Source organism: Magnetospira thiophila (assembly GCF_054657015.1).
In genome coordinates this window covers 1,551,602-1,572,519 of record NZ_BAAHXF010000001.1, presented here as the reverse complement: position 1 = coordinate 1,572,519, position 20,918 = coordinate 1,551,602, and the positions used below count along the sequence as shown (strand labels likewise).

19 protein-coding genes are annotated in these 20,918 nt (G+C 61.2%); 12 read left to right on the top strand and 7 right to left on the bottom strand.

The annotated features are described in order from the left end of the window. The first annotated feature begins 50 nt into the window (after positions 1–50). The gene (locus tag ACYQ1P_RS07615; protein ID WP_460019742.1) at positions 51–1,301 is read left to right on the top strand and encodes a glycerate kinase type-2 family protein; all 1,251 of its coding nucleotides are present in this window, start codon (positions 51–53) and stop codon (positions 1,299–1,301) included. Here ACYQ1P_RS07615 and ACYQ1P_RS07610 read toward each other — a convergent pair. Genes ACYQ1P_RS07610 through ACYQ1P_RS07600 form a run of 3 tightly spaced genes read right to left on the bottom strand, consistent with a single transcriptional unit; the run spans position 1,285 to position 3,621 of the window. Continuing rightward, the gene (locus ACYQ1P_RS07610; protein ID WP_460019741.1) at positions 1,285–2,637 is read right to left on the bottom strand and encodes an ATP-binding protein; all 1,353 of its coding nucleotides are present in this window, start codon (positions 2,635–2,637) and stop codon (positions 1,285–1,287) included. The two genes, ACYQ1P_RS07615 and ACYQ1P_RS07610, sit on opposite strands and share 17 nt — an antisense overlap. Beyond that, complete coding sequence (locus tag ACYQ1P_RS07605; RefSeq protein WP_460019740.1) at positions 2,624–3,295, bottom strand: response regulator transcription factor; 672 nt, start codon at positions 3,293–3,295, stop codon at positions 2,624–2,626. Before ACYQ1P_RS07605 ends, ACYQ1P_RS07610 begins: the two co-directional genes overlap by 14 nt. Further along, on the bottom strand, positions 3,295–3,621 hold the full coding sequence (locus tag ACYQ1P_RS07600) for a PepSY domain-containing protein (protein ID WP_460019739.1): 327 nt from the start codon (positions 3,619–3,621) through the stop codon (positions 3,295–3,297). Before ACYQ1P_RS07600 ends, ACYQ1P_RS07605 begins: the two co-directional genes overlap by 1 nt. Positions 3,622–3,756: 135 nt before the next feature. Here ACYQ1P_RS07600 and ACYQ1P_RS07595 point away from each other — a divergent pair, with 135 nt between their 5' ends. The 6 genes from ACYQ1P_RS07595 (at position 3,757) to greA (ending at position 10,193) form a co-directional block, all read left to right on the top strand. Beyond that, entirely contained in the window at positions 3,757–4,881 is a 1,125-nt protein-coding gene (locus ACYQ1P_RS07595; RefSeq protein ID WP_460019738.1) for a cytochrome b/b6 domain-containing protein, read from the top strand. Then, positions 4,878–5,267, top strand: coding sequence for a DUF1924 domain-containing protein (locus ACYQ1P_RS07590; RefSeq protein ID WP_460019737.1), 390 nt, complete (start codon positions 4,878–4,880; stop codon positions 5,265–5,267). The genes ACYQ1P_RS07595 and ACYQ1P_RS07590 overlap by 4 nt, the downstream gene beginning before the upstream one ends. A 25-nt stretch (positions 5,268–5,292) precedes the next feature. Beyond that, positions 5,293–5,757, top strand: a complete 465-nt coding sequence (locus tag ACYQ1P_RS07585; RefSeq protein ID WP_460019736.1) for a diheme cytochrome c — start codon at positions 5,293–5,295, stop codon at positions 5,755–5,757. Between the two features lie 38 nt (positions 5,758–5,795). Continuing rightward, complete coding sequence (locus ACYQ1P_RS07580; RefSeq protein ID WP_460019735.1) at positions 5,796–6,251, top strand: cytochrome C; 456 nt, start codon at positions 5,796–5,798, stop codon at positions 6,249–6,251. 103 nt (positions 6,252–6,354) lie between these two features. Further along, on the top strand, positions 6,355–9,621 hold the full coding sequence (gene carB, locus ACYQ1P_RS07575) for a carbamoyl-phosphate synthase large subunit (RefSeq protein WP_460019734.1): 3,267 nt from the start codon (positions 6,355–6,357) through the stop codon (positions 9,619–9,621). 98 nt (positions 9,622–9,719) lie between these two features. Further along, positions 9,720–10,193, top strand: a complete 474-nt coding sequence (gene greA, locus ACYQ1P_RS07570; RefSeq protein WP_460019733.1) for a transcription elongation factor GreA — start codon at positions 9,720–9,722, stop codon at positions 10,191–10,193. Here the strand turns inward: greA and ACYQ1P_RS07565 are convergent. Together ACYQ1P_RS07565 and ACYQ1P_RS07560 are read right to left on the bottom strand one after the other, a co-directional pair. After that, positions 10,174–10,914 carry an alpha/beta fold hydrolase gene (locus tag ACYQ1P_RS07565; protein ID WP_460019732.1) on the bottom strand — a complete coding sequence of 247 codons (741 nt, stop codon included), beginning with the start codon at positions 10,912–10,914 and terminating at the stop codon, positions 10,174–10,176. The genes greA and ACYQ1P_RS07565 overlap by 20 nt on opposite strands. A gap of 166 nt (positions 10,915–11,080) precedes the next feature. Further along, on the bottom strand, positions 11,081–12,040 hold the full coding sequence (locus tag ACYQ1P_RS07560) for an autotransporter outer membrane beta-barrel domain-containing protein (RefSeq protein WP_460019731.1): 960 nt from the start codon (positions 12,038–12,040) through the stop codon (positions 11,081–11,083). A 643-nt stretch (positions 12,041–12,683) separates the two neighbouring features. Here ACYQ1P_RS07560 and ACYQ1P_RS07555 point away from each other — a divergent pair. Further along, positions 12,684–13,169: a pentapeptide repeat-containing protein gene (locus ACYQ1P_RS07555; RefSeq protein WP_460019730.1), complete on the top strand. Its 486-nt coding sequence runs from the start codon at positions 12,684–12,686 to the stop codon at positions 13,167–13,169. A 7-nt stretch (positions 13,170–13,176) separates the two neighbouring features. On the opposite strand, the gene ACYQ1P_RS07550 is transcribed toward ACYQ1P_RS07555, so the two are convergent. After that, positions 13,177–14,724: a hypothetical protein gene (locus ACYQ1P_RS07550; RefSeq protein ID WP_460019729.1), complete on the bottom strand. Its 1,548-nt coding sequence runs from the start codon at positions 14,722–14,724 to the stop codon at positions 13,177–13,179. A 113-nt stretch (positions 14,725–14,837) separates the two neighbouring features. Between ACYQ1P_RS07550 and ACYQ1P_RS07545 the strand changes: the two genes are divergently transcribed. Then, a complete protein-coding gene (locus ACYQ1P_RS07545) occupies positions 14,838–15,311 on the top strand; it encodes a GIY-YIG nuclease family protein (RefSeq protein ID WP_460019728.1) in 474 nt (157 codons plus the stop codon). On the opposite strand, the gene ACYQ1P_RS07540 is transcribed toward ACYQ1P_RS07545, so the two are convergent. Next, positions 15,283–16,647, bottom strand: a complete 1,365-nt coding sequence (locus ACYQ1P_RS07540) for a tetratricopeptide repeat protein (protein WP_460019727.1) — start codon at positions 16,645–16,647, stop codon at positions 15,283–15,285. The two genes, ACYQ1P_RS07545 and ACYQ1P_RS07540, sit on opposite strands and share 29 nt — an antisense overlap. A 51-nt stretch (positions 16,648–16,698) precedes the next feature. On the opposite strand from ACYQ1P_RS07540, the gene ACYQ1P_RS07535 reads away from it, so the two are divergent. The 3 genes from ACYQ1P_RS07535 to feoB are packed head-to-tail and all read left to right on the top strand — an operon-like array spanning position 16,699 to position 20,914. After that, positions 16,699–17,571, top strand: coding sequence for a radical SAM protein (locus ACYQ1P_RS07535; RefSeq protein WP_460019726.1), 873 nt, complete (start codon positions 16,699–16,701; stop codon positions 17,569–17,571). A gap of 29 nt (positions 17,572–17,600) precedes the next feature. Further along, positions 17,601–18,737 carry an NAD(P)/FAD-dependent oxidoreductase gene (locus ACYQ1P_RS07530; RefSeq protein ID WP_460019725.1) on the top strand — a complete coding sequence of 379 codons (1,137 nt, stop codon included), beginning with the start codon at positions 17,601–17,603 and terminating at the stop codon, positions 18,735–18,737. Continuing rightward, the gene (gene feoB, locus ACYQ1P_RS07525) at positions 18,737–20,914 is read left to right on the top strand and encodes a ferrous iron transport protein B (RefSeq protein ID WP_460019724.1); all 2,178 of its coding nucleotides are present in this window, start codon (positions 18,737–18,739) and stop codon (positions 20,912–20,914) included. Before ACYQ1P_RS07530 ends, feoB begins: the two co-directional genes overlap by 1 nt. Positions 20,915–20,918: the final 4 nt, after the last annotated feature.

Below are 20,918 nucleotides of genomic sequence, written 5' to 3'. Positions count from 1 at the left end.
TGGGACGGCGGAGTATAGTCGGGACGCATTTAATTTTCTATCATCCGCTGATGATCCATGACCCTTTGACTCTGCTTCGCCATTTGTTCGAGGCTGCGGTGGCCGCCGTGCAGCCCTCGGGCTGTCTGACCGCACATCTGCCCGATCCGCCCCGGGGACGCACCCTGATTCTTGGCGCGGGCAAGGCTTCGGCTCAAATGGCGCGGGTCCTGGAAGATCATTGGGATGGTCCCCTGAGCGGCCTGGTGGTGACTCGCGACGGTCACGGCCTGCCCTGTGATCGCATCGAGATCGTCGAGGCGGCCCATCCGGTGCCCGATGACCGTGGGCCTGCGGCGGCGCGACGAATGCTGGAACTGGCCCGCAGACTGACTGAAGACGATCTGACCTTGTGCCTGTTGTCGGGCGGCGGCTCGGCGTTGCTCACCCTGCCCGCGCCGGGAGTGACCCTGGCCCATAAGCAGGCGGTCACCCGGGCGCTGCTCGCCTGCGGGGCACCCATCGACCAGATCAACTGCGTGCGCAAACATCTTTCGGCGATCAAGGGAGGCCGTCTGGCTCAGGCCATTCATCCGGCCCGGCTGCTCACCCTGGCCATTTCCGATGTGATCGGCGACGACCCGGCGGTCATCGCCTCCGGTCCGACAGTGGTTGATCCGACAACCCTTGACGATGCCCGGAACATCCTTCGCCATTGGTCCATCGACGTTCCGGCGGCGGTCTGGGCGCACTTGCAAAAACCGCAGGCGGAATCCCCCAAAAGCGGTTTTGCCGACACCGAATACCGGATCATCGCACGGGCCGCCGATGCCCTGGCGGCGCTGGCGGCACGCGCCGCCCAGGCCGGGCTGACGGTGCAATCCCTGGGCGATTCCCTGGCAGGCGAGGCGCGGGAAATGGGGGCGCGTCACGGCCTACAGGCGTTGCGGTTGCAACAACAAATATCACGCCCGACGCTTCTGATGTCTGGCGGCGAACTGACCGTTACTCTGGCCGGAGCGGGACAGGGGGGGCCGAACCGGGAATATCTGTTGGCCCTGGCCCTGGCATTGGACGGCGCGCCCGGCATTCATGCCCTGGCTGCCGACAGCGACGGTTCGGACGGCATCGGCGGACCGGCCGGGGCGATGATCGGCCCGGACATTCTCGATCACGCCCGTGCCCTGGGCCAGGACCCCCATGAATACCTTGAAAACAATGATAGTCATGGGTTGTTTGAACAACTGGGCGCGTCACTGAACAGCGGTCCAACCGGCACCAACGTCAATGATATCCGGTTGATCCTCATTGAGCCGGTTTAAAGGGCAACCGAAGTTCTGCCCGCAGGCCACCGAGCGGCGCGCGGTCGAGGCGCAAGGCACCGCCATAAAGTTCGGCGATCTCGCGCACGATGCTCAATCCTAGCCCGCTGCCTTGGGCTGATTCATCAAGCCGTTGACCTCGCGTCAGGGCAACGGCACGCTGCTCTTCGGGAATGCCTGGGCCGTCATCGTCCACATAAAGGATGATCTCATCTTCATTCTTCCGGGCCGCCACCCGAACCTGCGTGGTCGCCCATTTGCAGGCGTTATCCATCAGGTTGCCAATCATTTCTTCCAGGTCTTCCCGATCCACCCGCAACACGATGCCATCGAGTCCGTTCACCTGAATCACGACGCCGCGCGCCCGGTACAAAATATTGAACGAATATACCAGATCCTCAATCACGGAATCCAATGACGCGGATGCACCCAGCATGTTGGCCGATCCGGCAATCCGAGCCCGGTGCAGGTAGCGATTCACGTTCTCCACCGCCTGCGAAACCTGACGTTGCAACATTTCGCCCTGTTCACCGTCGAGGCCTGCGGTCTCATTGGTCAAAACTGCCAGAGGGTTTTTTAACGCATGGGCTAAATTGCCCACCTGGGTGCGGGCGCGGGCCAGCAGGGACCGGTTATAGTCCAACAAATCGTTCAAGTCCCGGACCAGGGGGCGCAATTCGCGAGGATAATCCTCGGGCAGGTGCTGCGCCGTGCCGTCCCTGATCTGGCTCAGGTTTCGTTGGATGCGGCCCAGCGGGCGCAACCCAAAAACAATCTGGAACCAGACCAAACCTGTCAGAAAAAAAGCCAGAAAAACCAGAACGATCACAACGAGTTGCGCGAAGTTTGCAACATCCGATTCCACGTCGGAGACCGGTCCGGCCACGGTAAACAGATAGGGTTGCGTGGCCCGTGGCAAGCCAATGGCCCGTTCATAGAGAAACAGTTCCTGGGCATCCGGACCCGGAAGATGAAGCACATGTTGTCGCAGCAACTCTCCGGGGTCCGGGGTCGGCAATGACTCGCCCATCAGCGAGGTGGAGGCTTTGCCATCCGTCGTATCGTCCAGCCCTCGAATGCGCCAATACCAGCCGGAATGGGGGCGATTGAAGCGGGGATCGGCGGGGGACCATGTGAGGACCAGGCGGCCCTGGGCATCGACCTCCGCCGCCGCCACCAGTTCCTCCAGATGATCGGACAATTGCTGCTCGAACCGCAATTGGATATGGTTTTCGAACAGATAGACCAGAACCACGCCAACCCCGGCCAGCGTCAGCACGATCCACACGGTGGAGGACAAAGCCAGCCGCAGGGCGAGGGAATCACGCTGGATCATGAGGCGCTGTCAACTGGTAGCCGCGACCGCGATGGGTGTGCACATAGGCATTGCCGATTTTCTTGCGCAGCCGATTGATCAACACCTCGATGGTGTTGGAATCCCGATCGCCGTCATAGGCATAGATATGCTCGGTCAGTTCGGTCTTGGAAATCACCTTTTCCGCGTGATGGATCAGATAGGCCAGCAACCGATATTCCAAGGCGGTCAGACTCAGCGGGGCGGCGTCCAAGGTGATGCGCCCCGCCGCTGCGTCCAGTCGCAACCCGCCGCACGACAGGATTGACTGCGACTGTCCCGCACCGCGTCGGACCAACACCTCGATTCGGGCGAGAAGTTCTTCCATTTCAAAGGGTTTTGCAAGGTAGTCATCGGCACCACTTCGCAGGCCGGTGACCTTTTCGCGCCAACTGTCGCGGGCCGACAGGATCAGCACCGGCAGAGCGTGCCCATCCTGCCGCCATTGCTCCAACACGCTGAGGCCGCTGCGCTTGGGCAATCCCAGATCGAGCACCACCGCATCATAGGGTTCCGTATCCCCGAGAAAATGCCCTTCCTCGCCGTCCAGGGCGGTGTCCACCACATAACCCGCCCCCTCCAGTGCCAACCGAAGTTGCCGCATCATGGCCGGATCGTCCTCCACCACCAGCAGGCGCATCAATCGTCCTCCTGGTGAGACTTGTGGCCCTTTTTGCGATGGAACCAGTCATGGCCTTCCTCCACCTCCAGCACGTCGAGGCTCACCGCATCCAGTTCCATTTCGACCACCCGTCCGTCCTCGCGCAGAATTTTCACTTCGTACTTCTGACCGCTCGGGCTGTCGTGATCTTCTTCGAGCTCGACCTTGAGCACCCGGCCAGGAATTTCCTTGGCCACTTTTTCCAACAGCAACGACATCGGCACCGGCTCATCAGCCCAGGCCGACCGGCCTCCGGCGGCACAGGCGAACATCAACAGAGCCATTGCGAGGTGCTTGGAATTCATTATGCCTCACCCATTCAATAGGCATCCAGTCTGCCTGAACAAAGCTGAATGGGAGCTTAAACCGCGCTTCAGGATCGCGACAGCCTGACCCGGCTAGAGTGGGCTCAACAAATCAACGACTCGAGGACAACCGCCATGCCCGCCACGCCGTCCCGCCATGCCAAGATCTGGGATTTACCGACTCGCCTGTTTCACTGGTTGCTGGTGTTGAGCGTCGTCGGTGCCCTGGGAACCGGATTGTTCGCTCCGGCCTGGATGCAGCCGTTGCATGTGGGGCTGGGCTATGCGGTCGCGGCATTAGTGGTGTTTCGTCTGCTCTGGGGCTTTGTCGGTGCACCCTATAGCCGTTTCAAGAGCTTTTTGTTTTCGCCCGCCGCTACCCTGGCCCATTTCCGATCCTTGTTGCTGCGCCAACCCTCGTCCCATGTGGGTCACAATCCGGCCGGCGCGGTGATGATCTTTGCCTTGTTGGCGCTGCTCCTCGGCCAGATTGCCAGTGGCCTCGCGGCACTGGGTGGTGTGGAGAAGCTGGGTCCCCTGGCCGGATTGATCTCTTATGCCTTTGGACATCAGCTGGCCGAAGTGCATGAGGTCCTCTCCACCTTGTTGATGGTGCTGATTGCCGGACACTTGCTGGGAGTCGCAGCGGAAAGCCTGTTGAGCGGCGAAAATCTGCCGCGCGCCATGATCACCGGTCACAAGATCTTGCGGACGGAACCCGCGCCGAGGGCACCCCGCACCGCTGTCTCGCTGATCGGTTCCGGTCTGCTGATCGCCTTGCTCGCCGGGGCCGCTTTCCTGGGCGTTCGAAGCAATGCCGCGCCGACGGGGGACTATCTGCCCAAAGATGTCACGGGCAGTCGTTACGCCAAGGAATGCGGCGATTGCCATTATGCCTTTCCGCCCAGTTTGTTGCCCGCCGAAACCTGGCATCAGGTCATGTCAAATCTGTCCGATCATTTTGGCGAGGACGCCAGCCTGAGCGCGGATCTGGCCCAGGAAATCTCAGACTATTTGCAACAAGGCGCGGCGGAACATTGGGACACCAAGGCGGCTCATTTGTTCCGCAAGCCCAATGTCCAAGACCCTTTGCGCATCACCAGCACCCGCCGATGGACGCGCATTCACCATGATCTGAGCGACGCCGATTTCAAAGACCCCAAGGTCGGCGGCAAGACCAACTGCGGCAGTTGTCACAAGGACGCCGCTCAGGGACTGTTCACCTTACGCATGATCCAAATACCGGAGACAAAATCATGAAAAAGACTCTGTTTATCCTGGCCCTCTTGACCGCCTCCCCTGCCCTGGCCGATGCCGGACGGGACAGCCTTCTGAACCAGTATGCCCAACAGGCGGGCGAGGCGTTCTCCGCAGCGCGCGGCGAGGCTCTGTTCCAGGCCATGTTCAACACCGGCAAACCGGATACTCCGAGTTGCACCACCTGCCATACCAAGGACCCCACCGCCGTGGGTCAGACCCGGGCCGGAAAATCCATCGATCCCATCGCCTTGTCGCGCACTCCGACCCGCTTCACCGATCCGGAAAAGGTCGAGAAATGGTTTGGGCGCAATTGCCGGGCCGTTCTGGGTCGCGAATGCACAGCAACCGAAAAAGGCGACTTTCTGACTTACATGATCGGCCAATAATCAATTTCAATCCAGGAGAACTCCCATGAAAAAACTTCTTTTTGCCTTGGCCCTCAGCCTTCCCTTTGCCACAACGTCACGGGCCGATGAGAATTATGGTGCGGTGACCCACGCGCCAACAAAAAAGGAATGCGGGGCCTGTCATATGGCGTTTCAACCCGGATTTCTACCGGCTCGGTCTTGGACGGCTTTGATGGCCGATCTGGGCAATCATTTTGGTGAAGATGCCAAATTGCCAGATGCCACGGCGCGCGATATTGAAAGTTATTTGGTCGCCAATGCCGCCAAAACGAGTCTTTGGGGCGACGGCATGTTGCGCGGAGTCCGTGATCAGGACACTCCCCTGCGAATCACCGAACTGCCCAAATGGGTGCGCGAGCATCAAAAAGAGGTGCCGGCATCGGCGTGGCAGCGCAAGGAAGTGGGGTCGAAAGCCAACTGCATCGCTTGCCACCGGGCCGCAGACCGTGGCGTTTACGAAGACGACTAAGTCCGCAGGGGCCTTATCGAATAAAAGGATAAAAAACTATGAAATGGATCCCTTCGACCATCTTGTTATCCGTACTCTTCATATCTCAAGCTTTCGCAGACCATGGAATAATGAGTTTTTCGACAATCTCCAACGCTGCTACAAAAAAAGAATGCGGGGCTTGCCACTTGGCATTCCAACCGGGCTTGCTCCCCGCCCCATCATGGAAAGCCATTATGGCCGACTTGGGTAATCATTTCGGTGAGGATGCCACGTTGGACGAACAGACCCGGAAAGAGATCGAGACTTATTTGGTCGCAAATGCAGGCGCACCCGCGCCCTATGGTGGGTTTCTGTTCGGCATTCGGGAAGGCAAGACACTCTTGCGAATCACCGAGCTGCCCATGTGGGTCAGTACCCATTACCGCGCCGTGGGATGGCGTGGGCCGAAATCCAACTGTCAAGCTTGCCACAAGAATGCTGATGGCGGTGTGTATGAGGGTCATGACGGGTGAATACGGATCAGAAAGTCACCCGCCCGCGAAAACAAAAGTGTTCTCGCGGGCGAGGCTGGTGTAATAAGTCCCCGCCGCCTTGTGACATGAAAAAAGAGCCGTCATGCCCAAACGTACAGACATCAAATCCATCCTCATCATTGGGGCCGGGCCGATTGTGATCGGCCAGGCTTGCGAGTTCGACTATTCCGGCGCTCAGGCCTGCAAGGCCCTGCGTGAGGAAGGCTACCGGGTCATCCTGGTGAACTCCAACCCGGCAACCATCATGACCGATCCCGCCATGGCCGACGCCACCTATGTGGAGCCGATTACCCCGGAAATCGTCGAACGGATCATCGCCAAGGAAAAACCCGACGCCCTGCTGCCCACCATGGGCGGCCAGACGGCGCTCAATACGGCCATGTCGCTGTTCAAGTCGGGAGCGCTGGAGCGGCACGGGGTGGAAATGATTGGCGCCGATGCCGATGCCATCGACAAAGCTGAAGATCGGCAACGGTTCCGCGAGGCAATGACCGCCATTGGCCTGGAAAGCGCCGTCAGTGCTCTGGTTCACAATATGGGCGAGGCCCGCGACGCCCTGGATAAAATCGGTCTGCCGGTGATCATTCGTCCGGCCTATACCCTGGGCGGTTCCGGCGGCGGTGTGGCCTACAATCGGGAAGAATACGACAATATCATTGCCAGCGGTCTCGCCGCCTCGCCGACCCATCAGTGTCTGGTTGAGGAATCCATTATCGGCTGGAAAGAATTCGAGATGGAAGTGGTGCGTGACCGCAAGGACAATTGCATCATCATCTGTTCCATCGAGAACGTCGACCCCATGGGCGTCCATACGGGGGATTCCATCACCGTCGCCCCGGCCCTGACCCTGACCGATAAGGAATATCAGATCATGCGCAACGCCTCGCTGGCGGTGCTGCGTGAAATCGGCGTCGATACGGGTGGCTCCAACGTGCAGTTCGCCATCAATCCGGACGATGGCCGGATGATCATCATCGAGATGAATCCCCGGGTGTCCCGCTCTTCGGCCCTGGCCTCCAAGGCCACCGGATTTCCCATCGCTAAGGTGGCGGCCAAGCTGGCCGTCGGCTATACCCTGGACGAACTGGACAACGATATCACCGGGGTGACCCCGGCGTCCTTCGAGCCGACCATTGATTATGTGGTCACCAAAATTCCGCGTTTTACCTTCGAGAAGTTTCCCGGCACCGAAGCCTTGCTGAGCACCTCGATGAAGTCCGTCGGCGAAGCCATGGCCATCGGCGCGACCTTTACCGAATCGCTGCAAAAAGGCCTGCGCTCCATGGAGACCGGGCTGACTGGCCTCAAGGAAGTGCGCGACGTCTCCCCGGAAACCATTCGAGCCGCGTTGGCGACGGCTCGCCCGGATCGGTTGCTGGTCATTGCCCAGGCGTTCCGGTTTGGGCTGACTCTGGAAGAAATCCGCGCCGCCTGCAAATACGATCCCTGGTTCCTGGCCCGCATTCAGGAAATCGTCCATGCCGAAGAAGAGATCCAGGCCGACGGTATTCCCGGCGATGCTCCCGGCCTGCTCAGATTGAAGAAAATGGGTTTTTCCGATGCTCGTTTGGCCGAGTTGGTGGAACAGCCCGCATCCTGGGTCACGTCGCGCCGCACCTCTTTGAACGTTCACCCGGTCTACAAGCGGGTCGATACCTGCGCCGGTGAATTTGCCTCCCAGACTTCATATATGTATTCCAGTTACCGCGGTGATGGGGTGACCCTGCCGCAATGCGAATCGGCGCCGTCCGATCGCGCCAAGGTGGCGATCCTGGGCGGCGGTCCGAACCGCATCGGCCAGGGCATCGAATTCGACTATTGCTGCGTCCATGCGGCCTATGCGTTGAAGGACGCGGGCTATGAATCGATCATGGTCAACTGCAACCCGGAAACGGTTTCCACTGATTACGACACTTCTGATCGGCTGTTTTTCGAACCGCTGACCGCCGAAGATTGCGTTGAATTGCTGCGGGTCGAACAATCCCGGGGCGATCTTCGCGGCGTCATCGTGCAGTTGGGGGGGCAAACTCCATTGAATCTGGCGCAGGCCCTACTGGAAGCGGGTATCCCCATCCTCGGCACGTCACCGGATTCCATTGATCTGGCCGAAGACCGCGAGCGCTTTCAGGTCCTGCTCAAGAAACTGGGGCTGCGGCAACCCCATAACGCCATTGCCGCCTCGGCCGACGAAGCCATGATCAAGGCCGGTGATCTGGGCTACCCGGTGGTGGTGCGTCCGTCCTATGTGTTGGGCGGACGGGCCATGCAGATCGTCCATTCGCCGGAGGGGTTGGCCGCCTATTTCGAACACCTGATGATCGAAAAGCTCAAGGGACTGGTGTCGGTGGAGATCAATGCCGAGACCCCGATTCTGCTCGATCAGTACTTGCAGGACGCCATTGAGGTGGATGTGGACGCGGTCAGCGACGGCGAAACCATCTATGTGGCCGGGATCATGCAACATATCGAGGAGGCGGGCATCCATTCCGGCGATTCCGCCTGCTCCCTGCCGCCTCACTCGTTGCCGGATACGGTGATCGAGGAATTGCGCCGTCAAACTCAATTGCTGTCCAAGGGCCTGAACGTGGTCGGCCTGATGAACGTGCAATTCGCTGTCAAGGATGGCGAGATCTTCATTCTGGAGGTCAATCCCAGGGCCTCGCGCACGGTGCCGTTTGTCGCCAAGGCTACCGGTGTGCCCATCGCCAAGATCGCCGCCCGGGTCATGGCCGGAGAAAAGCTGGCCAGTTTTAATTTACCGGAACGTCCTAACTTCAAGCATATCGCGGTCAAGGAGGCGGTGTTCCCGTTTGCTCGCTTCCCCGGTGTCGATGTGATTTTGGGTCCGGAAATGAAATCCACCGGCGAAGTGATGGGCATCGACAAGGATTTTGCCCATGCCTTCGCCAAGGCCCAGTTGGGGGCCGGGTCGGTGTTGCCGCAGGAAGGCACGGTGTTCGTATCGGTGCGCGATCAGGACAAGGAAGCGGCGGTGCATCTGTCGCGGGATCTGGCGCGCATGGGCTTTTCCTTGATGGCCACGCACGGCACGGCGGCTTTGTTGACCCGCCATGGCTTGACCGTCACCGGCATCAACAAGGTTCAGGAAGGTCGCCCCCATTGTGTTGATGCGCTCAAGAGTGGCGATGTACAACTGGTCATCAATACGACCGAGGGCACCCAGGCGATCAAGGACAGTTTCAGCATCCGCCGGTCGGCGCTGACTCTCAACGTGCCCCATTTCACCACCATTGCCGGGGCCAGAGCGGCCGTACATGCCATTGCCGCCATGCGTGAAGCACCCCTTGATGTTGCTCCCCTACAAGCTTATTTTAGCAGCACGTTCTAGTAAGAGCATGAACACAGATTGCCATCGCGCTCTCGTTTTGAGGGGGCGAGGGTATTTTTTTGGTTTTCGAACAGCAATGCGGACCGGAGGCGATAGCCATGGATAAGATCCCTATGACCCGGGGTGGACTTGAAGGACTGGAAGCGGAGCTCAAGCAGCTCAAGAGCGTGGAGCGTCCCGACGTCATCAAGGCCATAGCCGAGGCCCGCGAACACGGGGATCTGTCGGAGAACGCCGAATATCACGCGGCCCGCGAACGGCAGAGTTTTATCGAGGGACGAATTGCCGAGTTGGAGGCCATTACCAGCCGTGCCGACGTCATCGACCCCTCCAAGCTTTCCGGCGATGTGGTGCGATTCGGGGCCAATATTGACTTGGTAGACGAAGATACCGACGAAGAAATGAGTTTCCAGATCGTCGGGGCCCATGAGGCCGATGTGGACAAGGGGCGGCTCTCCATCACCGCTCCTCTGGCGCGCAGCCTGATCGGCAAGAGTCTGGGGGATTCTGTCGAAGTGACCTCGCCCGGCGGCACCAAGTCCTATGAAATCCTCAAGGTCGAATACCGCTGAGTCCTTTCGCGGCCCTGCCGATTTGAGCACGGGCCTTGGCGATCAGCGTCGGCCACTGTTCGGCCCAACAGCAGGTATGGCTGAATCCGGCGACAGTCCAAAATTTGGCGGGGGCGATCTTTTCGACTTGCGCCCGAAAGGCGTGCTGGACGACGGCCGGGACGATCTCATCCTCCGTGCCCACAAAATGGACCTGCGGCAACTTGCGCAGGTTATTCATCTTGGCCATGGGGTCAACAGACCCGCTGAGCAGGCTGACATCGTGATGACGGGTCCAGGTTCGATGATCCACCGGCGCGGCGGCGGTGATCAAGCCCTTGACCGATGGCAGGCGTTGGGCGACCAGAGTGGCCAGCACGCCGCCACCGGAATAGCCGACCAGCAGCACCGATTGAAAATTTCTTTGTTCGGCATAGGCATTGATGGCGGCTACGTAAGCTTCGACAACCTCCGCTGAAAAGCGGTGCGAGGTCCAGTGGCGGGTCGAACAGGCATTGCCTGCGCCGGAGGCCAGATACTGGCAGGGCCGTGCCAAATATAGAACTGTTCCCTCAGGATCGGCCAGGGCCATGCGCAGCGCGACGGGATCATCCGGCGTGGGGTCCGAAGAGGGGCGACTGCGCGAGATCCAGGCCAGACCATCACCTTCTAGATAGACGGTGAGAGACGGCCCCTCGCGCGGCCCCTGCATGGCGAACAGGGTGAACGGCGGAGCCGACAAGTGAAGGGAAGTCCATCCGCTTTTCTGAGCTTCCGCGACAACGGATCGGGCCTGCCCGAACAGTCCCCCGGCGCACTGAGTCAGCAACGGAATCGTCACGCAAATGAAAAGAGCCAGGGCGATTGCCCTGGCTCCGTGTTTGGTGTGTCTTGGTGACAAGAGCTTCTTAGAAGTCCAGGCGGATCTTGGCGACGCCGCCGTACTCGGTGTAGCTGTCACGCAGGAAGACGTAGTTGCCTTCGAGCATACCGCTCAACCGATTGGTCAGGTTGAAGGTCGCACCCAGGGCCACCCGTCCACCGTAGTCGGAGTACTTCGGCTTGGTCTGGTTGGTGGCAACGGTCGGATCGGCGGACTTGTTGAAGTCGTATTCACCGGTCAGGTCCACGTAGGGGGTGACTTTACCCGCATTGTAGCCCAGACGGACGCCCAGGACGCCCTGGCCGAGGTGCGTGCTCTGAGAAGCAACGGCAACTGTGGTGCCGGTGGTGCCCGTTTCGGTGAAGGCATCACGCTTTTCGGTGGTGTAGGACATGCCGAGCTTGCCGGTGACTTCGATCTTCTGCTTGAAGGTCTTGGTGGCCTTACCCATCACGGACCCGAAGAAGCGGTCAGCGTCGGTCGAACCCGTGAACTTCTCGGAGGTCACCGGATCCTTGCGGTCCATGTCGTAGCTGACATGCGCCCAACCGGCAGTGGCGTCGATGCTGAAGACATCGTTGATGGCATAGGACACGTACGGGGCGACAATGTAGCCATCGCTGTCCAGATTACCCGTGTTGAAGGTGGTGTCGAATTCACCCATTTCGTAACCGGCGGCCAGACCGATCATCAGCTTGTCGTTGGCCAGCTTCTTGTCGATGCCGACCAGACCGGTCATGATGCTGCCGTCAAACGCGGTCGCCGTATTGTCATCCTCGACGGAGGTGTAGGAGCCTTGCAGCCAGACGCCCAGGCCGCGGTTCATGTCGCCGCCGGACAGGCCGACCTCGCCCTTGGAACCGTCCTGGTTCAAGGAGACGCTCACCGGACGGGAGCCCATGGCCTGCCGCTGGCTGGCGATGCGCGCACTGATCAGGCTGACGGTCTGCGCGGTGGCGGCGCGCAGGGTCTGCACGGCGGTCACGACGGAACCCGAGGAACTGGAGGTGTTGCTGGCAGAGCAAGCCGAGTTATAGGACGAACGATTCGGGTACAACGGATTGCCCGACCAGTAGGTACCGCTGGTACCGTATGTGGAATCGGAGCAGGAGTAGGTTGCGAAGAGTGTCGTGGTGAACGCTTGCGCACTCGCTTCCCTATCAGCCACACTGGCCAGAAGCGGTACAGCCGCCGCAGCCAACAGAACTCGCTTGAACATTTTTTGCATCGTCTCTCTCTCTCATCAATCAAGTAGACTGTTGTTACGAGGCCCCGCCGTTAGAAATTACGCACTCGCGCCCCTACCTAGGCAAACCTCAACGAAATTTGGCTCAGTCTAGCGTTAACGACGTCAGTCACCAAGCAAGAAATGTGAATAGGTCAGAGGAACCCGAGTTTTTCCGCAACAGCGTTGCCATTCTGCAACACGATATAACTTGCTGTAAAACAATGACCTATTGAAGAATCTTTAAATTGTCACGCATTTTATGCGCCATCGGTTTCGGCGTCGAATGATTCTGGAGGATGCCCCATCACGAGTCCCGAGGGGAGGGAAATCACTGATTCGCCCCGCCGTTGAAATGATGATATGATGGACTCTGCCATTTCAACCGCCGCGGGACCATCCGATGGTCAGCCTGATACCGCAGTTGTACGGATATTTGACCTACCTGGACCGAACGTCGCTCCGGGTGGCGGGCGTTCAGGATTTGCCGGTGGTGCGTCAAAGCAAAATCGGCGCGAATTACTCCGATACCTCGGTCAACGAAACCTTGAAACTCAGCCCGCTGGCCAAGCAGATCATTGATCCGCCGGCCCCGGGAACCCTGTATGGGGCGCATCTGGCGGGGGCGAATCTGCAAGGCATCGACCTCACCGGCCTGGAACTGGACAACGCCGATTTGACCGGGGCCAATCTCAACCGTTCGGTTCTGGTCAATGCCAGCCTGTATCGGGCCAACCTGACCGGCACCTCGTTTTTCGGAGCGGATCTGCGCGGGGCGGACTTGAGTGAAACCCAGGGACTTTCCGCCGATCAGCTGGTGGGGGCGCGACTCAACGCCAACACGGTTCTGCCGTTCGCCGTGCAATTGGAACTGGACGGCCTGCTGTGAGCAGCTGTCAGCTCTGCGATTCGGGATCGCTGGCCCCATCTTCCGCCGCCGGGTCCACCGGCTGTTGCGGCGGCAGGTAGGCGCGTCCCCGGGGCGACGTGGTTTTCAGCGCGCTCTCGACCCGCTCCAGATTGCGGGCGGCGACGGTGGCCGGTTTGTCGGCCCCCTGTTCCCGGTAATAATCCACCACTTCGGCGAAGGCTTCCTGGGCCTCTTCCAGCACCGCCCGATCCGAGATGGCGCGCCCAAGCAAAAACAGCGCCGAGGCCATGTTGTGCCGGGTGGCGGCCCAGGCGGTGGGATGGGTGTCCCGAGTTCGCACCTCCAGCGCCGAGCGGCAGGCCTGGACGGCCTTGTCCAGCAATTCAGGGTTGCGCAGGTCCTCGCCCAGCACCTGCGCCGCCAGGGCCAGACTGTTGAGCACTTCGGCCCAGCGCTGCGGCTGCGCGGCCCGGGTATAGACCCGCAGGGTCGCCTGATAGGCGGTGATGGCCCGCTTAAGCAGATCCGAATCGCTGCTTTCCCGATCCAACCGGTGCAGAATCTGCGCCAGTCGATATTGCAGCGCCGCCCATTCGGCGGGAAAGGTCGAGGGCTGAAAGACGCGCAGGGCCGACTCCATGGCCTGCGCCGCCTGTTCCAGGGTATCGACCACGTCGTCGGTCAGGCCGCGCTCGGCCCGAACCAGCAGCAGATTGCCCAGGCTATGCTGAACCAGCGCCCAATCCAGCGGGGTGTTTTCCACATCCAGGCCCTTCAGCGCGGCGGCCAGGGCTTCTTCCGCCCGGGTCAACCATTCTGTGCGACCGGACTGCCAGCCGATCAGCGTTGCCACATGTCCGAATCCGGCCTGCAAAAGGGCCCGCTGCCGCGCATCCAAATCGTAGGGCGGCGGCTGGCCGGACGATTGCACGGCTTCCAGGGTGGCTTCAATGGCCCTATGCGTCACCAGACTGGCCGGGGTGGGACGCACCGCGCCGGCCGCCATGACCAGGGCGCGCAGCAATCCGCCGATCACCTCGCCGGGCGCGGCGGGCACCACCATATGGCCGCAGCTCCCCGGGTTACCGGGGCGGTCGTTGTTGTCGGGCACGGCGGGGAGCAGATAGAGGTCGAGCAAGGCCCCACCCTTGATCGCCGCCCCCCAGATCAACAGATCTCCCCCTTCACGGGCCAACAGGTTGCGGGCCGCGGCTGCGGCATCCGATACCGCCCGCACCGGATCATCGCCCAGCGGCACCTCAAGGGGAGCGGTGAGGGTGACGATGGTCAACGCCACCCCCTGACGCAATGATTCGGAAAGCCGGTAGGTTAGCGCCCCCTGCGGATCGTTGCCGAGCGGGGCCAGACAGATTTTGAGGGTCGGTCCCTTGGGCTTCTGGCGCGGGCCGAAAAGCTGTTGCAGCAAGACGGCGAAACCCGACGGCTTGGCAGGCGGCGGCGGCGGCGCAGAGTCTTCCTCCTCGGGAGCCAGTGCGGTCTCCGGCTCGCCGAGGGGAACGATCTCTCGGCTGCGGCGCCTGGACGGGCGACGGCGGGGACGTTCCTCACTCACGATAGGGCACTCACGATGGGGCTCCGAGTTCTTTGCAGAAGAATAGGGTATATATAAACTGGAGAAGCTTAACGCATTCTTGCATCTGAACAAATGCCCAAGGTGTTCGGCCCATGCCCGCAACGGCTCCTGAGATCTTTCCCCTGCCCGACGCGCCTGGAGCCTATGCTTTGCTCATCGACCTGTCGACACCCCTGCTTCTGCCTAAAGATCAGTCATTGGAACCGGGGCGTTATGTCTATGCGGGCAGTGCGCGCGGTCCAGGCGGCATCCGGGCCCGCTGCGCCCGCCATGTGAAACCATCCAAGATTGTGCACTGGCATATTGATCGGCTGACCAATACGGCCCGGGTGGGGGCGGTGGCGGCTTTCCCCGAAGGCACTGAATGCGGAATCGTCGATCGGCTGCTGTCGGCCCATGGCGCATGGACCCCAATTCGCGGATTCGGCAGTAGCGATTGTACCCGTTGCGCGGCGCACTTGGTACGGCTCGACGCGGCATTCGACCTCGCCGCCGCCGCCGAGGACCTGGCCGCAGCCTGTGGGGCTCAAAGGGCAGTCATATGGTCTCATCCAAGGCCCGATTGAGCTGCTCGAACAGACTGTCCCAGTCGCCCGGACTGGGCTGGCGAAACAGCCGCAGACTGGGATACCAGGGACTGTCCGTCCGCCCGCGCATCCAGCGCCAGTCCGGCGCGAACGGTAGCAGCACCCAGGCCGGGACATTCAGCGCCCCGGCCAGATGAGCCACCGAGGTATCGACGGTGATCACCAGATCCAGTTGCCCGAGCAGCGCCGCCGTATCGGCGAAATCCTCCAATCGGGACCCCATGGCGGCAATCAGCGCCCCGCCGCCGGTCAGAGCCAGGTCGCGCTCGCGCTCGCCTTTTTGCAGGCTGATCAGGCTCACGTCGGGCCGTCCCGCCAGATCAATGAACCGTTCCAGGGCCACACTGCGCCGCCGATCATTGCGATGACTCGGACTACCCCCCCAGACGATGCCCACCCGGCGCGCCCCCGGGAGCCGGGGCGGCAAGGCGAGGCCGTCCACGGCGGGCGGCACCAGATAGGGCACCGAGGCCGGGATGGTGTCGAGGGTGGTGCCGAAGACTCGCGGCAGCGACAGCAGCGGCGCATGATAATCGTAAGCGGCCGGAACCTCACCCTTGGCCAACAGGTGATCAATTTCCGGCATATTCGAGAACAGCCGGATCAACGCGGTGTGACAGGCCAACGTCACCTCGGCCCCCTGCGCCTTGAGCCGGGACACATAGCGGATAAACTGTATAGTGTCCCCGAAACCTTGCTCCTGATGCAAGAAGATGTGCTTGCCCGATAACGCCTGCCCCTGCCACAACAAGTCGTCGGGCAAACCGTGCCGGGGCGTATCGGGAAGCCGCCAGCGCGCCTCATAGGCCTCGAAGCCGCGCCGCAGGTCGCCGGTCAGCAGGATGGCCAGCGCCCGATCCCACTGACACTTGCCGTCGTTGGGATTCAATTGGAGGGTTCGATCAAAGCAGGCGATGGCTTCGTCCAGTTCCCCCAGGTCTTGCAACACCAGACCCATATTGTACCAGGTGCCGCCGTTGTTGGGATCGAGCCGCACCGCTTCCCGATGGGCGGCCAGGGCTTCCGGCTGCCGGTCCAGGTCGCGCAACGCATTGCCCAGATTGGAATGAAAGGAGGCGCGCCCGGGCAGCATGCGGCTGGCCCGTTTCTGGCAGGCCGCGGCGGCGGCGTATTTGCCCAGAGCGCGCAGGGCCGCCCCCATGTTGCCCAGGGCATCCACCGCCCCCGGATTGATCTGCAACACCTGATGATACAGCCGCACCGCTTCTTCCAGCCGCTGACCCTGATGGGCGGCCAGGGCGGCCTGAAACAGCCGGTCCGTTTCGGAGGCGGTGGAATCGGTTTGGTTCATCATGGGGAGAGTTTAAGATGATGCCGTCCGCCGTCAAACGGAATGCGCGAACCGATGTATGATATGCCTCTGTACCGCCCGCCCAGCGAGGGCAACAACCTGATTGTCCAGGCGACCCTGGGCTGCTCGTTCAACGGCTGCACCTTCTGCTCCATGTACAAAAGCAAGCGTTTTTCTGCCCGTCCCCTGGACGAGACCATGGCCCAGATCGACCGGTTGGCCGCCCATTGGCCCGACGCAACCCGGGTGTTTCTGGCCGACGGGGATGCCCTGGTGCTGCCCATGGATCACCTGTTGGCGCTGCTTGATCACCTGAAACAGCGTCTGCCCGGACTGACCCGGGTATCAAGCTACGCGACGCCAATCAATCTGCTGCGCAAGTCCGAAACCGAGCTGCGGACCCTGAAGGAAAACGGTCTGAGCCTGATCTATGTGGGAATCGAAAGCGGTTCGCCGGATATTCTCAAACGAATCCGCAAAGGTTCGACGCCGAAAGCCATGACTGAAGGTCTGACCCGGGCCCACAAAGCGGGGCTGAAAGTCTCGGCGACGGTGGTGCTCGGCCTGGGGGGACGGGACCGCTGGCAAGACCATATGGACGGCACGGCGGCGCTGGTCAACGGGGTGCCGCTGACCTTCCTGTCCACTCTGCAACTCACCCTGGAGCCTGCGGCCGAGGCGGATTTCCGGGCCAAATATGGGGCACCGTTCGACTTTCAAGACGACGATGGCATCCTGGCCGAGCAGCAACGGCTGATCGCGCAAATCGCCCCGCCCCGCCCGCTGATCTTTCGCTCCAACCATGCCTCCAACGCGCTGGCCCTGGCCGGCAATCTGCCGCGCGACCGGGACCGGCTCCTGGACGAGCTTCACGCGGCGCGGCAGGGGTTGCGGGAACTCCGTCCGGCCTTTATGAGAGGACTGTAGGGGACTGCCCAGCAAAGGACACCCGTATTATGACTCATATCTGCATCATCGGTGCCGGTTTCGGCGGCCTGACCGCGGCCCGCAGCCTGCGCCGCAAGCAGCCCGATTTAAAAATCACCCTGATCGCGCCGCAACGGCAGTTCGTCTATGCGCCCAGCCTGATCTGGGTGCCGACGAAGGTGCGCCGGGGCGAAGACCTGATCGTCGGGCTGGATCACTTCTTGAAGCAAAACCGCCTCGACTTCCATCAGGGCACGGTCAGCGGCCTGGCGGACGGCGGCCGGACGGTGCGCACCGACACGGGCGATGTTTCCAACGACGGCCTGATCATTGCTTCCGGCGGGCGCTTCATCCGCAAGCTGCCGGGCATCGAACACGCCATCGTGCCCTGTTCCGGGGTCGCCGAGGCGCAGCAGATCCATGATCGGCTGCATCAGATGATGGCCGGCGGCGGCGGCACCATCGCCATGGGGTTCGGCGGCAATCCGAAGGAGCCCAGCGGCGTACGTGGCGGCCCGATGTTTGAATTCCTGTTCGGCATCGACACCTATCTGCGACAACAAAAATGCCGTGACAAGTTCGAGCTAGTGTTTTTTTCCCCGGCCCCCAAGCCGGGCATCCGCATGGGCGAAAAGGCGGTGGACAAGCTGCTTCGGGAAATGGCCAAGCGTGGCGTGAAGACCCATCTGGGCCACAAGATGAAGGGCTTTGAAGCCAACAAGATCATGACCGAAGGCGGCGATCTGGAAGCCGACATGATCTTGTTCATGCCCGGTCTGACCGGCCCGGCCTGGCTCCAGGACAGCGGCCTGCCTTTGTCCGAGGGCGGCATGGTGCGGGCCGATATGCAGTGCCGGGTGGAGGGCTGGGAGAAGACCTATGTGGTTGGCGACAGCGGCTCCTTCAAAGGCCCCGACTGGATGCCCAAACAGGCCCATATGGCCGATTTGCAGGCCCATGCGGCGGTCGCCAATCTGCTCACCGAACTGGCCGGGGGGATCCCTGCGGAGACCTTCCGGGTGGAACTGATCTGCATCGTTGATTCCATCGACAAGGGCACCATGGTCTATCGCGACCCGAAGCGCAATTTGATGCTGCCCATGTCGGTGCTCGGCCATTGGTCCAAGCGCTGGTTCGAAAGCCATTACCTCAAGGAGTTCCGGTAATGTCCCCCAAAGATCAGGTCCTCGTCGAAGCGGGCCTGGAACCGGCGCAAACCAAGTCGGTCACCGTCGCCCTGGTCGGCAACCCCAACTGCGGCAAGACCTCGCTCTACAATGCCATCACCGGCACCAAGGAAAACGTCGGAAATTATCCCCGTGTGACGGTGAAGGTGAAACAATGCGTCATCGCGCACCGGGGATGGCAAATTCGACTGGTGGATCTGCCGGGGATTTATTCTCTGACCTCGCAATCTCCCGAGGAACGGATTGGGCGCGACTTCATTCAATACCAGCGCCCGGATATCGTTCTCAATGTGCTGGATGCGGGAAACCTGACCCGCAACCTGTTCCTGACCACCCAATTGATCGAAATGGGCCGCCCGCGCCTGTATGCCCTCAACATGATCGACGAGGCCCGCCGCAAGGGAATCCAACTGGATCTGACCGGCCTGGAATCCATTCTCGGCGGCCACGCGGTGGAGACCGTCGCCACCAGCGGGGCCGGGGTGGAGGAACTGCTCGATCGGGTGATCGACGTCGCCACCCACCATTTGTACGACCAGCCCAAGGCGGTGCCCTACGACAGCCATTTGGAGGCGGCCCTGGACCGGGTGCAGAAACTGGTCAGCGACCTGCATCCGGGGGCCTTTGAAGAGGAGCAAAGCCGCTGGTTGAGCATCAAGCTGCTGGAGGGCGACGACGAGATCCTGCGCCAGGAGGGCGAGCACGATCTGTTGATCGAAATGGTGCGCCGCGAACGGTTCGATCTGGCCCGTCATCACGGTGAAGACTGTGAGATCATGTTTTCCTCGGCCCGTTATGGGTTCATTCATGGATTGCTGAGCGAGGTGTCCACCCACGACCCGGCGATTGACGAAGCCACCGATCTGACCCGGCGGTTGGATCGGGTGCTACTGAACCGTTGGCTGGGCATGCCGATCTTTTTTGCTCTCATGTGGCTGATGTTCGAATCCACCTTCACCCTTGGCAACTATCCCGCCGACTGGATTGATGGCGGCGTGTCCTGGGTCGCCGGGGTCATCGGCGGCTTGCTGCCCGCCGGTCTGGTCCATGACCTGATCATCGACGGCGTGGTGACCGGCATGGGGGCGGTGATCGTGTTCCTGCCTTATATCCTGATCCTGTTTTTCTTCATCGCCATGTTCAGTGAGACCGGCTACCTGGCCCGTTCCTCATTTCTGGTTGATCGTGCCATGCACCTGTTCGGGCTGCATGGCAAAGCTTTCATTCCGCTGGTCATGGGCTTTGGCTGCAATGTCCCGGCGGTGATGGCCTCGCGGACCATCGAGAGTCCACAGTCCCGGTTGGTGGCGATCCTGATCAATCCCTTCATGTCCTGTTCGCAGAGATTGCCCGCCTTCATCCTGCTGTCCGGGGCGTTTTTTGGCGAGCATGCCGGGCGGGTCATTTTTCTCATGTATCTGATCAGCATTTTCACCGCCATGGGCGCGGCGGTGTTTCTCAGTCGTTTTGTCATCAAGGGGGGAGCCGAGTCTTTTATCATGGAACTGCCGCCCTACCGGCTGCCGACCTTGGGCTCGGTGCTCTATCACATGTGGGACAAGGCCTGGGATTTCGTGCGCATGGTCGGTGGGGTGATCGTGGTCGGCTCAATTGTCGTCTGGGCCTTGCAGGCGTTTCCCCGCGACATGGAGGGGAGCCGCGACTTCGACGCCGAGACGGCGCGCATCGAGGCGATCCAGGAGCCCGGACCGGAGCGCGACGCCGCCGTTGCCAGCCTGCGCCTTGAACAGGAGCGGGAGCGGGTGGAAAACAGTTATCTGGGGCGCATGGGGCAGGCGGTAAGCCCGGTGTTCGCCCCGCTCGGCTTCGGCTGGCAGGATACCGTGTCGATCATCACCGGCTTTTTCGCCAAGGAAATGGTGGTCGCCAGCTATGCGGTGCTCTATGGACAAAACGACGGCAGCGAGACCGGCTCCGAAGGCTTGCGCGCCTCCCTGGCCAACGCGATGACGCCGGTGACCGCCTTCGCCCTCATGGTATTCCTGCTGCTCTACAGCCCCTGCATGTCCACCTTCGCCGCCATCAAGCGGGAAGCCGGGGGCTGGAACTGGGCCTTTTTCTCCCTCGGCTTCTCGTTGCTGGTCGGCTGGACCCTGGCCTTCGTGGTGGTGCAGGTGGGGAGCCTGCTGACGTAGGCCG

Excerpts from the sequence above, each read along its gene's own strand:
- ACYQ1P_RS07615 (WP_460019742.1), top strand. The coding sequence starts at position 51 with ATGATCCATGACCCTTTGACTCTGCTTCGCCATTTGTTCGAGGCTGCG.
- ACYQ1P_RS07610 (WP_460019741.1), bottom strand. The coding sequence starts at position 2,637 with ATGATCCAGCGTGATTCCCTCGCCCTGCGGCTGGCTTTGTCCTCCACC.
- ACYQ1P_RS07605 (WP_460019740.1), bottom strand. The coding sequence starts at position 3,295 with ATGCGCCTGCTGGTGGTGGAGGACGATCCGGCCATGATGCGGCAACTT.
- ACYQ1P_RS07600 (WP_460019739.1), bottom strand. The coding sequence starts at position 3,621 with ATGAATTCCAAGCACCTCGCAATGGCTCTGTTGATGTTCGCCTGTGCC.
- ACYQ1P_RS07595 (WP_460019738.1), top strand. The coding sequence starts at position 3,757 with ATGCCCGCCACGCCGTCCCGCCATGCCAAGATCTGGGATTTACCGACT.
- ACYQ1P_RS07590 (WP_460019737.1), top strand. The coding sequence starts at position 4,878 with ATGAAAAAGACTCTGTTTATCCTGGCCCTCTTGACCGCCTCCCCTGCC.
- ACYQ1P_RS07585 (WP_460019736.1), top strand. The coding sequence starts at position 5,293 with ATGAAAAAACTTCTTTTTGCCTTGGCCCTCAGCCTTCCCTTTGCCACA.
- ACYQ1P_RS07580 (WP_460019735.1), top strand. The coding sequence starts at position 5,796 with ATGAAATGGATCCCTTCGACCATCTTGTTATCCGTACTCTTCATATCT.
- carB (WP_460019734.1), top strand. The coding sequence starts at position 6,355 with ATGCCCAAACGTACAGACATCAAATCCATCCTCATCATTGGGGCCGGG.
- greA (WP_460019733.1), top strand. The coding sequence starts at position 9,720 with ATGGATAAGATCCCTATGACCCGGGGTGGACTTGAAGGACTGGAAGCG.
- ACYQ1P_RS07555 (WP_460019730.1), top strand. The coding sequence starts at position 12,684 with ATGGTCAGCCTGATACCGCAGTTGTACGGATATTTGACCTACCTGGAC.
- ACYQ1P_RS07545 (WP_460019728.1), top strand. The coding sequence starts at position 14,838 with ATGCCCGCAACGGCTCCTGAGATCTTTCCCCTGCCCGACGCGCCTGGA.
- ACYQ1P_RS07540 (WP_460019727.1), bottom strand. The coding sequence starts at position 16,647 with ATGATGAACCAAACCGATTCCACCGCCTCCGAAACGGACCGGCTGTTT.
- ACYQ1P_RS07535 (WP_460019726.1), top strand. The coding sequence starts at position 16,699 with ATGTATGATATGCCTCTGTACCGCCCGCCCAGCGAGGGCAACAACCTG.
- ACYQ1P_RS07530 (WP_460019725.1), top strand. The coding sequence starts at position 17,601 with ATGACTCATATCTGCATCATCGGTGCCGGTTTCGGCGGCCTGACCGCG.
- feoB (WP_460019724.1), top strand. The coding sequence starts at position 18,737 with ATGTCCCCCAAAGATCAGGTCCTCGTCGAAGCGGGCCTGGAACCGGCG.